This is a genomic window from Sinorhizobium sp. P24N7 (assembly GCF_042436655.1).
Lineage (GTDB): Bacteria > Pseudomonadota > Alphaproteobacteria > Rhizobiales > Rhizobiaceae > Sinorhizobium > Sinorhizobium meliloti_A.
The window spans coordinates 212,289-225,700 of the sequence record NZ_JBHMIW010000013.1; the positions used below are offsets into that span (position 1 = coordinate 212,289).

13 protein-coding genes and 2 pseudogenes are annotated in these 13,412 nt (G+C 61.4%); 11 read left to right on the top strand and 4 right to left on the bottom strand.

From position 1 onward, the window contains the following. Nucleotides 1–467: 467 nt before the first annotated feature. The 4 genes and pseudogenes from ACFHWW_RS22935 (at nt 468) to ACFHWW_RS22950 (ending at nt 4,207) form a co-directional block, all read left to right on the top strand. Nucleotides 468–1,076 carry a transglutaminase-like cysteine peptidase gene (locus ACFHWW_RS22935; RefSeq protein ID WP_275598055.1) on the top strand — a complete coding sequence of 203 codons (609 nt, stop codon included), beginning with the start codon at nt 468–470 and terminating at the stop codon, nt 1,074–1,076. 216 nt (nt 1,077–1,292) lie between these two features. Beyond that, a pseudogene (locus ACFHWW_RS22940) lies at nt 1,293–2,020 on the top strand (hypothetical protein). 249 nt (nt 2,021–2,269) lie between these two features. Continuing rightward, complete coding sequence (locus tag ACFHWW_RS22945) at nt 2,270–3,766, top strand: D-alanyl-D-alanine carboxypeptidase (protein ID WP_275598057.1); 1,497 nt, start codon at nt 2,270–2,272, stop codon at nt 3,764–3,766. Between the two features lie 171 nt (nt 3,767–3,937). Continuing rightward, entirely contained in the window at nt 3,938–4,207 is a 270-nt protein-coding gene (locus ACFHWW_RS22950; protein WP_100673964.1) for a hypothetical protein, read from the top strand. 236 nt (nt 4,208–4,443) lie between these two features. Here the strand turns inward: ACFHWW_RS22950 and ACFHWW_RS22955 are convergent, their stop codons facing one another. Then, nucleotides 4,444–4,878: a DUF1489 family protein gene (locus tag ACFHWW_RS22955; protein ID WP_324763281.1), complete on the bottom strand. Its 435-nt coding sequence runs from the start codon at nt 4,876–4,878 to the stop codon at nt 4,444–4,446. Nucleotides 4,879–4,964: 86 nt separating this feature from the next. After that, nucleotides 4,965–6,365 (bottom strand): L-serine ammonia-lyase, encoded by a 1,401-nt coding sequence (locus ACFHWW_RS22960; RefSeq protein ID WP_379940981.1) that lies wholly within the window; start codon nt 6,363–6,365, stop codon nt 4,965–4,967. Nucleotides 6,366–6,974: 609 nt separating this feature from the next. Here ACFHWW_RS22960 and ACFHWW_RS22965 point away from each other — a divergent pair. From ACFHWW_RS22965 to ACFHWW_RS22975, 3 genes are all read left to right on the top strand, one after another. Next, nucleotides 6,975–7,709 (top strand): DUF599 domain-containing protein, encoded by a 735-nt coding sequence (locus ACFHWW_RS22965; RefSeq protein WP_198516849.1) that lies wholly within the window; start codon nt 6,975–6,977, stop codon nt 7,707–7,709. Nucleotides 7,710–7,841: 132 nt separating this feature from the next. Further along, on the top strand, nt 7,842–8,864 hold the full coding sequence (locus tag ACFHWW_RS22970; protein WP_379940983.1) for a heparan-alpha-glucosaminide N-acetyltransferase: 1,023 nt from the start codon (nt 7,842–7,844) through the stop codon (nt 8,862–8,864). A 3-nt stretch (nt 8,865–8,867) separates the two neighbouring features. Next, nucleotides 8,868–9,341 (top strand): methyltransferase family protein, encoded by a 474-nt coding sequence (locus tag ACFHWW_RS22975; protein ID WP_379940985.1) that lies wholly within the window; start codon nt 8,868–8,870, stop codon nt 9,339–9,341. Nucleotides 9,342–9,507: 166 nt separating this feature from the next. Here ACFHWW_RS22975 and ACFHWW_RS22980 read toward each other — a convergent pair whose 3' ends face one another. Continuing rightward, the gene (locus tag ACFHWW_RS22980; protein WP_003536722.1) at nt 9,508–9,894 is read right to left on the bottom strand and encodes a MerR family DNA-binding transcriptional regulator; all 387 of its coding nucleotides are present in this window, start codon (nt 9,892–9,894) and stop codon (nt 9,508–9,510) included. Between the two features lie 84 nt (nt 9,895–9,978). Further along, nucleotides 9,979–11,400: a magnesium transporter gene (gene mgtE / locus ACFHWW_RS22985; RefSeq protein WP_100673970.1), complete on the bottom strand. Its 1,422-nt coding sequence runs from the start codon at nt 11,398–11,400 to the stop codon at nt 9,979–9,981. 218 nt (nt 11,401–11,618) lie between these two features. Here mgtE and ACFHWW_RS22990 point away from each other — a divergent pair, with 218 nt between their 5' ends. From ACFHWW_RS22990 to ACFHWW_RS23005, 4 genes and pseudogenes are all read left to right on the top strand, one after another. Then, complete coding sequence (locus ACFHWW_RS22990; RefSeq protein ID WP_100673971.1) at nt 11,619–12,137, top strand: peptide deformylase; 519 nt, start codon at nt 11,619–11,621, stop codon at nt 12,135–12,137. A gap of 78 nt (nt 12,138–12,215) precedes the next feature. After that, on the top strand, nt 12,216–12,482 hold the full coding sequence (locus tag ACFHWW_RS22995; RefSeq protein ID WP_275600019.1) for a hypothetical protein: 267 nt from the start codon (nt 12,216–12,218) through the stop codon (nt 12,480–12,482). Nucleotides 12,483–12,638: 156 nt separating this feature from the next. Then, the gene (locus ACFHWW_RS23000) at nt 12,639–12,992 is read left to right on the top strand and encodes a hypothetical protein (RefSeq protein ID WP_324763276.1); all 354 of its coding nucleotides are present in this window, start codon (nt 12,639–12,641) and stop codon (nt 12,990–12,992) included. A gap of 314 nt (nt 12,993–13,306) precedes the next feature. Beyond that, nucleotides 13,307–13,412 (top strand): annotated as a pseudogene (locus ACFHWW_RS23005) (IS110 family transposase); the annotation flags it as partial.

The following is a 13,412-nucleotide window of genomic DNA, read 5'->3' on the forward strand; positions in this document are numbered from 1 at the left end:
CCTGGAGTAACGTCCACAGAGGCGGCGCTTGCTCGGCGGACCGCCTGGACCAGGCCTCTGCTCTCGCCAGTGCAAAACGACTCTTCCGCGGCGGCCGGCAACAAAAATAGCTTCTGGTAAACCGGCCGTTACTCTTCCCAGCGATCTGGCACTACTTCCTGATGGCTCCGATGGGTCATACCGTCACCGGCTGCATGGCTGGCGGGACGAGCAATCGCGGCCCTGCCACATGCGCCGCGACTATGTTTTTTCATAATATTCAACGTCTTACGCGGACTTTCACCGTAGTCGCTCCCGGTGGGCGCCGACAAGCCGCATAAAAATCGATAAAATTTGAATCGAATTTTATTACATTTCTCCTCAATTTTTATTCTTATGTTATTCGAGTTTGTTCTTGTTTTTACTTCCGATCTTCGCCGCCAGTAAAAAACTCTGTGCCAATGTCGAACCACAACGGGGAGACAATCATGCGCACAATCATCACCATGGCGATCGCTGCCGCAGCCCTTGCCACCGGCCTCATCACTGGGGCGGCTTACGCGGCGCCGGCGAACATGACGGTCGGCGGCGCGACCAACCCGCCGATCGGGCATTACGAGTTCTGCAAGGCCAATCCCTCCGAATGCCAGGCCATCGGCAAGGATCCTGGCCCGGCGGAGCTGACGCGCGAAAGCTGGAAGAAGATCCTCGAAATCAACTACGAGGTGAATCAGGCGATCGCTCCGATGACCGACATGGAGATCCATGGTGTCGAGGAAAACTGGTCCTACCCGGACGCCGTCGGGGACTGCGAGGATTACGTGCTGCTGAAGCGCCGCAAGCTGATCGAAAGCGGCTTCTCCCCCGCCGATCTCCTGATCACCGTCGTCTTGCAGCCGAATGGCGACGGTCATGCCGTCCTGACGGTGCGCACCGATCGCGGCGACTTCGTTCTCGACAACATGCGCAGCAAGGTGCTGCTCTGGTCGGACACGGAATATACCTACCTGAAGCGGCAGTCCTCGGACCATGCAGGCCGCTGGGTGAAACTGCAGGATGGTCGCGCTCTCGCCGTCGGCAGCGTCAGCGCGCAGTAAGGACATGAGCAGGCGCAGGCCATGGCCTGCGCCTCCGATCGGCCCCCGTCGGCACCCCGCCCGCGCCCGGGCGGATTTTCCCGGGCGGCCGCCACGCTTCACCCAAAATTAACCAAGTTGGACGAGCCTTGGCCGCGAGCGAGTTCCGCGCGGCGAGGTCCATTGGCCTTCGAGCGGATAGAACGCGCGCCTGATCAGGTATCCTACGGCGCAGCCATGAACCCGCCCCACATTCCCGAACCGGAACTCCTGCCGCTCCTTTCATCCCGCTCCGTATACACAGTTGCCGCAGCCGTCGTGATCCTCCTTGCGCTGACGATCGCCCTCTCCTTTTCCGGGCGCTGGTTCGGTCGACATCTCGCCCAGGCCGGCCACACTGCGAGCTGCGAAACCTACGACATCTTTATCGGCCAGGACCATTTGCGCCTGCCCGCGAATGCCATTCGCTTCGAAACCAACGCAACACGAGCATCGTCGAGCGCGTGGATCTCTATCTCACCTGGCCGGGGCTCGAAGGCTACAGCGAGAAGACGCGGCCATTGTTCGACGATGTCAGCCGGCCGGAAAATCTGATCTTCCTGCAGGTCGCGCAAAGTACGATGTCTCGCGACATGTCGGGGCGTCTCGCCCCCGTCTACCGCCATGTCCTGCAGCACGCGCCGCAGGCCGGCCCCGAGGGCCTCACTAGGTACGACGCAAAGCCGGATTCCAGCTATGCCGGCGAAGTCTTCTTCACCGCCGAGAGGGACGGACGCCCTGCCTATGTGCTGCGCTGCGTGCTTCCCGAGAACCCCGCGGCATCGACCAGCGCCGATTGCCAGCGCGACGTTCACATGGGCAAGGACCTCATCGTTCTTTACCGTTTCTCCAGCAGGTTGCTGCCGCAGTGGCGTACCATCGAAGATTCGATAGAAACTTACATCAGCACACATCTCGTGCCGTGATTTTGACGAAGAGTCGTGATGCAGCCAATGCGCCGGCTAGAACGGGATGGGGGAGTACGCACGGGGTTTCCGGCCGAGCCTACCAAGACATCATGATCTAGTGCGGGCTGAAGGTGTCGATCCTGAACAAAACGACCGGTGGCGGGCAACCAATCGTTCATCATAAACCGATTGGTAACGCTATCCCGATACTGTCTCGGGAAAGGTCGTATCCGGAGACGGCGTCCGGACGGCACCCCTGATATGTGAATGAAGAGCAATACAGTGTCTCAATCCGTTTTTTTTGATCTCGCGAAACGCCCGTTCGGCGTCTTTTCAGAAGTTGTGGGGCGGATTTTTCTTGCCGGCCTGATCGCCGTGCTGACCTTTTCGGCGCCCGCCTTCGCGAATTCCAAGTATGCCGGCATCGTCGTAGACGCGAAAACCGGCAAGGTTCTTTACGGCGAAGACGCTGATCAGTTACGCTACCCGGCTTCGCTGACGAAGATGATGACGCTGTATCTGACGTTCGAGGCGCTTGAAGCCGGACGGATCAGCAAAAGCACCCCTGTTCCCTTTTCCAAAAAGGCGTCGGCAGAGCCGCCGTCGAAGCTCGGTGTGCGCGCCGGCCGATCGATCACCGTCGAGCAGGCGATCCTGTCGCTGGTGACGCGCTCCGCCAATGATGCGGCAACGGCGCTTGGCGAGCTCCTGGGCGGTTCGGAGCAGCGCTTCGCCCGGATGATGACCAACAAGGCCCGCGCGCTCGGCATGACGCGCACCACCTATCGCAACGCCCATGGCCTGCCCAATTCCGAACAACGGACGACCGCCCGCGACCAGGCCCGCCTCGGTATCGCGCTCCGGCAGCATTTTCCGCAATATTACGACTATTTCTCCACGCGCAGCTTCCGTTTCGGGAAGCAGACGATCGGCAACCACAACCGGTTGCTCGGCAACGTCCGCGGAGTAGACGGTATCAAGACCGGCTATACACGCGCATCCGGTTTCAATCTCGTGACCTCGGCCCAGCTCGACGGGCGCAGCATCGTGGCGGTCGTCATGGGCGGCACATCCGGTGGCGCCCGCGATGCGCAGATGCGCAAGCTCGTCGCGAAATACATGCCTTCCGCATCGCGCCGCGGCAGCGGCAATCTGATCGCCGAGGTTCCGGCCGAACCCGTGACGACGGTAGCCGAAGCCGAAGTTCGGCCGGCAACCGCCGCGGCTGTCGCGTCGGCAGCGATGGACCTGCCGAATACCGGCCCGGTCCCGGATTTCCGCTACACAGGCGAAAGCGCCGGCAGCGTCGCAATGGCCTATGCATCGACGAAAGCGGCTTCGGACAACCCCGTGCTTGCAGCCAAGATTGCGCCGAACACGCTCGATTCACAGAGCGCCAGACTTGCCCAGGAGCCGGAAGCCGCTGGCGACGTCGATACGCAGATCACCAATTCGGTCGCCACCGCTGAAACCGCACCTGCCGCGGCCGAAGCGCGCACCGAAGCGAATGTCGGCATGCAGGGCTGGGTCATCCAGATCGGCGCCACGCCCGACAAGACGCAGGCCATGACCCTGCTCGACAATGCCAAGGAAAAGGGCGGCAAGGCACTGCGTAACGCCACCCCCTTCACGGTCGCCTTCAGCAATGGCGGAGCTCAGCTCTACCGCGCACGCTTCGGCGGCTTCGACGACCAGGACAAGGCCGTCAACGCATGCAGGGCATTGAAGAAGAAGGGCTTCGCTTGCTGGGCGAGCCAGCAGTAAGAGACGCCATCTACTGCATGTTTCCTTTGATCCAATCCGATCCAAGGACAAAGCATGCGGCAACCAAAGTGCTACAGCGACCTTTGCGCGGCTGAGACGCGCGGCGCTGCAGCGGCAGCCGGACGTTTTCCGGCTGTCCTCCTCGGATTAGTACAGCGTAACGAGGTCAGCATGGCAATGAACGAGAACGTCCCCGGCGACAGCCTGATTTCCGACCGGAAAGCAAGGTCTTCGCGCATCCGGCTGCATCCATTGCATGAGGCGGCCATGCGCATCGCCGACATCGGTCTGAACCGGTCCAAGGCAAAGACGCGCGACCTGGTGGGTATGCTCCTTACACACGGCGCGCGCGCTTGGCGTTCGACCCAGCCTCGGGCCGACATCCATCTGCATGTCGCGGCACCGGGTCGTAGTCACCCTCTCAGAATGCGCCTGCAATAAACAACGAAGGCCTGCTTCCCCCTCGTCTCTGTGCGTGTCACAGTGATGAGAGCAGCGCCGCGTCTGCGGCGCGAGAGGCGTTCTTTCAGCCCAAGGACTTGGTCGGCTGGATCCCTGTGACGAGCACAGGGATGGGTTCAAGCAAGCGGCGGGTATCCTATCCCGAATCTCCACGCGCCTTAAAGCACGCCAGGAGAAGCGCGAGCGGTTAGCAAGCGCCTCTTCCCGCCCGCCGGCTATAACAGCCCGAGTTCGGCAAGTTCACGCCGCAATTCGAGCGGCATCTCACCGCCATCGGCGAGCGAGGCAAGATCGCGCGGGGCTTCCTTCTCCTCGAGGTAGCGCCAGCCCTGAAAAGCCCGACGCGGCTGTGTTTCCGTCTCCATGACTTCCGGGCCGAGCAGGAGATTGCAGCGGCCGATGCCCTCGCCGTCGGTGAAGGTCTCGATGCCGATCAGCGGCTGTCGCGCCTGAACGTATCCCTTGATCACCCAATAGAGCGAACCGCCGGCGAGAAGCTCTTCCGCCCGCTTCGGGACCATCCGGGTCGTGTGGAAGGAGTGCGGCTGCTGCCCGGCTGCGATCGCCGCCAGGGCCCTGCGCGCTACCCATTCGCGCAGGTCCTCGATCGATTCGGCACCGACACAGAGTTTGATGAGATGCAAAGCCATGGCAAATCTTGAACACCCGGCCGACGGCTGCGGTCAAGCCGTCCGGGCATATTCGTCCACAGCCCCATCGGCTTCAGACTTACCGCTCAGCACTCGACCACGTTGACGGCGAGACCCCCGGTCGACGTTTCCTTATACTTCTCGTTCATGTCCGCGCCGGTCTGGCGCATCGTCTCGATACAGGCGTCGAGCGGCACGAAATGCTTGCCGTCACCCTTGAGTGCGAGCGAGGCGGCCGTAACCGCCTTGACGGCACCGAGGGCATTGCGTTCGATGCACGGCACCTGAACGAGACCTGCGACAGGATCGCAGGTCATGCCGAGATGGTGTTCGAGCGCGATCTCGGCCGCATTCTCGATCTGCTCGGGCGTTCCGCCCATGACGGCAGCAAGACCCGCCGCGGCCATCGCCGACGCCGATCCGACTTCGCCCTGACAGCCCACCTCCGCGCCGGAAATCGAGGCGTTGTGCTTGATGATACCGCCGATCGCCGCTGCGGTCAGCAGGTAATCCCGGATGCCTTCCTGATCGGCATCGTCGTGGAAATGCAGATAGTAGCGGATCGTCGCCGGAACGACGCCGGCCGCGCCGTTGGTCGGCGAAGTCACCACCCGGCCGCCAGCAGCATTCTCCTCATTGATCGCCATCGCATAGACGCTCAACCAATCATTTGCGAGGAGAGGATTGGTCTTGTTGGAGCGCCATTCCTCCTGCAGCTTGTCGTGGATCGCCCGGGCGCGCCGGCGCACCTTCAGACCGCCCGGCATGATGCCGTCCTGGCTGAGGCCGCGGTCGATGCAACTGCTCATCGCCGTCCAGATGCGGTCGAGCCCGGCGTCGAGCTCGTCCCTCGACATGCTGCATTCCTCGTTCGCGCGCTTCATCTGGGCGATCGTCAGCCCGGAGCGCGCGGCCATGTCGAGCATCTGCTGAGCCGTGGCAAAGGGATAGGGCACCTTTACGCCGGCGGGCTTGTTCTTCTGGGCCCTCATCGCGTCCAGTTCCGTATCGGTCACCACGAAGCCGCCGCCGATCGAATAGTAGATGCGTTTCAGAAGCAGCCGCCCGTCCCGGTCGAAGGCGGAGAAGGACATGCCGTTGGCATGGCCCGGCAGCGGCGTCTTCTTGTCGAAGACCAGATCGGTTTTCGGCTGGAATATATAGCCCGGATGGCCCGGCGGGGTGATGCGGCCCGTACGCTCCACCTGCTCGATGATCCCGTCCATCCTGTCCGGCTCGACGAGATCCGGCCGCTCGCCGATCAGGCCGAGAATGACCGCCCTGCCCGTTCCATGTCCGATGCCTGTATGCGCCAGCGATCCATGGAGGCTTACCTTGATGGCGCCGACAGCCGCGTGAGACGGTCGCGGCCATTCATCCGACAGGATGAGATCGAGAAACCTGTTGGCGGCCGACATCGGCCCCATCGTGTGTGAGCTCGATGGACCGATACCGATCTTAAAAACGTCGAAGACGGAAAGAAACATGAATTGCCTGCCCAGAGCCTGACGCAACGTTGCAGCCGATGAGCTCCACATTTGCGTCGATGATAGGACCGAAGCCGACCGTTTTCCTGCTCGGGCGGTGTCGATCGTTCCTAATATAGGATCGAACCCTAAGCGATCCTATGCCGACCCGTCAGGCGACCGACCGACATCGGATTCTGTTGGTGCGACATGCTACTGAAGAACAGCGCATGTGATCGGCGATCGAGAGCGGTCAAAAAAAAGCGTTGCAGCCCGTGAACTGCAACGCCTGACATTTCAATCTGTCTTCAGAAGCCGCCGAAGAGATAGGCGAGAACGAGAACGCCCCCGAAACCCGCCACGGCGCGAACCGTCACGCCCCAGCACGACTTCTCTACTGTTTTGTCCATGATGTCTCCGAATACCGAAGCTCGGTAACCATTAAGTCGTGTGGCCGTCCAATAGCGAAGAATCTGTTAACGCGCAATGGTGAAATATGGCGAAATAGTGTCAAACCGATGCGGGACGCCTTGGACGCGGACACAAAGCCGTGTGCAAGCGGTGGAATCCCCGGAGCGCCCGCTCGGTGCTGTCGCCTCGATTTCGCCGTGAATCTTAAGACAGGCCGACATGCGTCCATCTTGCATTTTCGGATGGCCGTGCCAAAACACCGCTATGACCTCTGAAGATTACCTCGCGCTCGTCATCTTCGTGCTCCTCTGGGCCGGCTTCAGCTGGGCTTCCGACGGGGGGCGCGGCTTCGACCGCGTCAGCCTGACGCGTTTGATGAACGAGCACAGGGCGCGCTGGATCCGCAATTCGCTCAATCGCGATCTCAAGATGATCGACACGCAGATCATCGCCGGGCTGCAGGCCGGTACCGCTTTCTTCGCCTCGACGACGATCTTCGCGCTCGGCGGTTGTTTCGCATTGCTCGGCGCGACAGACCAAGTGCAGATGATCTTCAGCGACCTTCCGCAGATATTCCGAAGCGGGCGGACCGCCTTCGAACTGAAAGTCGGCGGACTGACCTGCCTCTTCGGCTATTCCTTCTTCAAGTTCGGTTGGTCATACCGGCTGTTCAACTATTGCTCGATCCTGATGGGCGGCATACCGATGACGGCGGACATGCAACGCGACCAGAAGGCGGCCGAGCGCGCCGCGGAGCGTGCGATCCGCATGAACATACTTGCGGCCAAGCACTTCAATGCGGGGCTCCGGGCGATCTTCCTGTCGATCGGCTATCTCGGCTGGTTCATCAGCCCCTATGTGTTCATGGTGCTTACCGCCCTCGTCATCTTCGTCCTCGCGCGCCGGCAGTTCTTCTCCGAAGCGCGCGCCGCGCTGATCGAGAATGCGCCATAGGCTGCAGCGATTGCACCCGGTCGGCGGTTTGCGGTAAGCAATCGAATGACTGGCGGCCCTCCTTTCAACATATTCGCGACGCGACTGAAATGAGACGCCCTCGTAGACCTCCAGCAGCAGAGCGACTCTTCGATGTCCGAACACAGCGCGACGACGACCCCTGAAGTGCAAATGCGCACGGAGGTGACCGGAACCCACCGGATGGTCCTCCTGGATGCGCTGCGCGGCCTGGCCCTCGTCGCCATGGCCCTCTATCACTTTGTGTGGGACCTCGAATTCTTCGGCTATGTCGCGGCCGGCACCGCCGGGACGGGCGGCTGGCGGATGTTTGCACGCTTGATTGCCAGCAGCTTCCTGTTTCTTGCCGGTTACAGCCTCGTGCTCGGCCAGTTCCCGAAACTCCGTCCGCGCGCTTTCGCCATACGTTTCGCGAAGATCGCCGGCGCAGCCGCGCTGATCAGCATCGGGACCTGGTTCGCCTTCCCCCAGTCGTTCATCTTCTTCGGGATTCTTCACGCCATTGCCGCGGCAAGCCTCGTCGGCCTCCTTTTTCTGAAATTGCCGGCCGCCGTTTCCTTTCTTGCAGCCGCCGCGGCCTTCGCGGCTCCCCTCTATCTGCGCTCGTCGTTTTTCGACATGCCGGCGCTCTGGTGGGTCGGCCTCTCGGAAGCGATCCCGCGCTCGAATGACTACGTTCCTCTGCTTCCGTGGGTTGCCCCTTTCCTGCTCGGCCTCGGCACCGCGAAGCTGCTCCACCCGCTATTTTCCGCCCGGCGCAGCCGAAGCGCCGGGGCCCGTAAGCTCCAGTGGATGACGCCTCTCGCCTTTGGCGGCCGTCACAGCCTTCTGATATATCTCATCCACCAGCCGCTGCTCATCGCGGCAGTCTATCTCTTCTCTCTCGCCGTTCCCGCCCCGACGCCGGATCCGGCACAGGTCTATCTGCTGAATTGCGAACGGGCATGCAGCAATGAAAATTCCGCGATCTCCTGCAGCGCCTTTTGCGGTTGCACACTCGCCGGCTTGAAGGAACAGAACCTGTTCGACGATCTGAACCTGGGCAAGATCGACGTGAGCACGGACGAACGCATTGCGCGAATCGCGGGTCAGTGCACAATGGATGCACAATCAGGAGAGGCACAGTCGGGGGACTAGGACATGAATGCCTTTCGTGCCAAGCCGCTGAAGTTTCCATGGCCGCCTCTGCTCTATGGCGCGGCCGTTCTCACCGCGCTGGCCCTGGGCCACCTTTTCCCGATCCCGGTGGCGCACGAGCACAGCTGGATCCTCTCGCTGGTGGGCTACGGCCTTGCCGTGCTGGCGATCACCATCGATCTCTGGGCCGTCAAAACCCTCCTTGACCGCCACACAGCCGTACTTCCGAACCGGTGCGCCACCTGCCTCGTTACCTGCGGCCCATTTCGTTTCACCCGCAACCCGATCTATTTCAGCTACACGCTGGCGATGACCGGCCTCGGATTGGCGACGATCAACCCCTGGTTCTTCATCATGGCAATCGCGGCGGTCGGATTGACCACGCTTTTCGCGATCCGCAAGGAGGAGCGGCACCTGCTGTCGCGCTTCGGTTTCGAGTTCGAGCGATATTGCCGGCACACGAGCCGTTGGATTTGAGCGGAGATGGAAGAGTCTGCCCAGGGCTTTGGGCTGGCTGGACTCCTGTGACGCACACAGGAATGAGGGAGTTTTTTGGGTGCCCTACGCCAGCGCTCGCGTATGCGAGCCGCCTTTCACTGGCTGCATCGGCGTACGAAACGAATACGCAGAAAATCAGGGATCGTCAGGTGCCGACGCCGATTTCGGCAAGGCGCGTGAGGCAGGCCTCTTCGACATTGTCGAGTTCGCTAAGTGTGTCTTCGATGTCCTTGCGCTTCTGCCGCAAGTCCTCGCGCTTCTCCTCGACGCGCTTGATCAAGAGCTGCAGCTGGCCCATCTCACCCGGCGGATCCTTGTAGACCTGAATGATTTCGCGAATTTCGGCAATGGTAAAGCCAATGCGCCGGCCACGCAGGATCTCCTTTATGAGGTGCCTGTCGGCGGGGCGGAACAGACGCGTGCGGCCACGACGCTCCGGATGAATCAGACCTTCATCCTCATAGAAGCGCAGTGTCCGGGTCGAGATGCCGAATTCCCGGGTCAGCTCGGTAATGCTATAGTATTTGTTCACGCAGCCATTCCATCAAAGACGCGCCTCAACTATTGTTGACTTTGACGTAAAAGTCAAACACGGCGCCCCCGCGTGCGTCTCACCTCAACTGATGCTGAACCACCATGTCGCAATGCCGAGAAAGCTGAAGAAGCCGGTTATGTCGGTGACGGTCGTCACGAAGACGGCGGAAGAGACCGCCGGGTCGGCACCGTATCTTTCGAGCAGAATCGGGATCAGGATGCCGGCGAGCGCGGCGGCCATCATGTTGACCAGCATCGCGGTCGCGATGATGCCGCCGAGGTCGGGATTCTGGAACCAAAGTCCCGCAACAAGCCCGATGAACGAACCGAAGATCACGCCGTTCAAAAGTCCGACGCCCGCCTCGCGGCGGATGATTCTCGGCGCGTTGTGAATATCGAGCCCCCGGGTTGCGAGCGCACGCACCGTCACGGTCATGGTTTGCGATCCGGCATTGCCGCCCATGCCTGCGACGATCGGCATCAGGACCGCAAGTGCGACGATCTGCTGGATCGTCGCATCGAACAGGCCGATGACCGAGGCAGAAACGCAAGCCGTCATCGAGTTGATGAAAAGCCAGGGAACGCGTGAGCGCGCGGCTTCCGCGACCGAGTCCGACAGTTCTTCGTCGCCGACGCCGCTCAGGCGCAGGAAATCCTCTTCCGCCTCTTCCTGGATCACGTCGACCACGTCGTCGATCGTCAGCACGCCGACGAGCCGGCCGTTTTCATCGACGACGGCGGCCGAGAGGAGGTCATACTGTTCAAAGAGTTGCGCCGCCTCCTCCTGGTCCATTTCCGCCGGCACGGAATGGCTTGTGTCACGCATGATCGCATCGATCTTTACCGAGCGCTTAGCGCGCAGCACCCGGTCCAGATCGACTGCCCCCAGCAGCTTGAAAGTCGGATCGATGACGAAGATCTGCGTGAAACTTTCGGGAAGGTCGTCGTCCTCGCGCATGTAATCGATCGTCTGGCCGACGGTCCAGAAAGGCGGCACCGCGACGAACTCGGTCTGCATGCGCCGCCCGGCGGTGCTCTCCGGATAATCGAGCGAGCGGCGCAGGCGGACGCGCTCGGTAAAGGGAAGCTTGGCGAGGATCTCGTCCTGATCCTCCTCGTCGAGATCCTCGAGAATGTAGACCGCGTCATCGGAATCCATCTCGCCGATCGCCTCGGCAATCTGCTCGTTCGGCAGATGTTCGACAATGTCGAGACGGATTCCTTCATCGACCTCGGTCAGCGCAGCCAGGTCGAAATCCTTGCCAAGCAGCAGAACCAGTGCGATACGCTGCTCCGGCTGAATCGCCTCGATCAGGTCGCCCAGTTCCGACGCATGGAGGCCGGCGACATGCTGGCGAAGGTAAATGATGTCGCGATCCGCGATTGCGGCGCCGACATGCATCAGGAAATCGGAGCGTACCGAGCCGTCTTCAGCGTAGATGTCCGAGTCGCCGTGGACAGCGATTTCGTCGGAACCGCGGTCGTCGTCGCCGGTGCTGCTCATGGCCCCCTCCAGAGATTACCGCCGACCGAGCCCGCGCCGGAACGGCTCCTCTGCCCTGCTAGCGCAAAGCTCCGCCTCAGTCCACAGTCGAGACGAGATCGGCGATCCGCCTCGGAACATTTATCCAAGCTGTTGCAAAAACATAGGAAATGATGAAACGAATGTGACGATCCCACCGGGCGCCGGCCCGACCACTCACCCGAGCAGAGACATTTCTCATGGCTGTCCGACCGATCATACGCTTTCCAAGTGCGCTGCTGACGACGTCAGCCGAGCAGATCAGCCGGTTCGATGGCGCTCTCCGCCAGCTATCAGACGATCTCGTCGACACCATGCGCGCAGCCCCCGGCATAGGCATCACCGCGCCCCACATCGGCATTCTGCAGCGGCTGACCGCCATCGAAGTCGACCCGCAGATAGGACCGCGCAGCTTCGTCAACCCGGAAATCGTCTGGCAGTCGAGCGAGACGGTGCGCCACAGCGAAGGCAGTGTCTCGATGCCGGGTGTCACGGAAGAAGTGGAGCGGCCGGCGCGCGTGCGCGTCAGCTTTCAAACGCTGGACGGCGAGACCCGCGAGGAAGAAGCCGAGGGATTGATGGCGGTCTGCCTGCAGCATGAGATCGACCAGCTCAACGGTATCTTCTGGATTCGACGGCTTTCCAGACTGAAGCGCGAACGCGCCGTCAAGCGGTTCGAAAAATTTAACCGAGCCGAAGCTTTTCCCGGCACGCAATGATTGCGGCACCCCTTCGATCTGCCGTAAACCGTCTTCCGGTCGGCCATCGGCTCCAAACAGCAAGGCGAAGGACAATTGATGAACAAAATAGCCCTCATGCTTCTCTGCGTGGTTGCGCTTGCAGCCTGTACCGCAACCCCTCCCGACCTGGAGCCGCTTCCGGGAAGCCTCACCTATGGAGAAACTGCCTCCTCTCGGAAGACCCGTGCGGCCCCTGGGACCATGATCCAGAACCGGTTCCTTCATAAGGGCACCATGGTCTTCGAGACCTATGAGGTTCAACCCGACCATACATATAAGCTCGTTCGCCGTAGCGTCGCCGACTCCTGGCCGCCCGGCGACTGATCACGGAACATTGTCGGCCTCCGCTCCGTTCCCTACTGCATGTATCCTCGGATCCTAGCCGGTCCAAGGACGAAAAATGCAGCAATTCAAGGTGCTACACCGACCTTTCGCCTCTCTTGAGGCGCGGCGCTGTAGATAGCCAGTGGAGTCAAAGCGATGGCCAAATATCTTGACGAACGCGGCGATCCGGCCTCGGCAACGCACGGAGCGGATCGAGAGAATTTCACCGGCGAGGAAGCCAAGCAGGGTCGCACGGGCGTTCCGGTGCTTGGGGTCCTCGTCGGCGGACTGTTCCTCGCCCTCCTCGCCTGGGGCGCCGTCGAAATCTGGGGTGAAAGCACCGACAACGACCGCCTGACCGAAACCGAACAGGTCCAACCGGCGCCCTCGCCGGAGCAGACAGGCAGCGTCGGCACCGGACAGCCCGTCCCGACCGACCGGGATCCCACGGCACAGACCGGCACCGGCGGCCAGTCGCAGCAGGTTTCCCCGGACGGGACTGAGAAATAATCGCCGAGTCGACGGCCGGGCCAGTGCAGGCGCATCAGATCACTATGAGAGGCGGTATGCCGGCCGAACACCGCTCACACTCGGCCCGTCTCTCCTTTCCCGTATCTCTGTGCTGCTTCTTTGGTTTTCCTCATTCCTGTGCTCGTCACAGGAATCCAGCCAGACCAAGTCCTTGGGCTGAAAGAACGCTTCCCGCGCCGCAGACGCGGCGCTGCTCTCATCCCTGTGACGAGCACTGTTGGGGTGGACGGCTCCCAACGGCATCGCAATGTGCCAGAGTGAGTCGTTAAGATATCAATCGAGGGAGACCGTCCGTGGAGCAGATTATCCGAATTGGCATGGATACGTCAAAGAGCGTTTTCCAGTTGCATGGAGTGAACGCCGCCGAGCAACCGATCCTGCGCCGGAAGCTGACGCGCA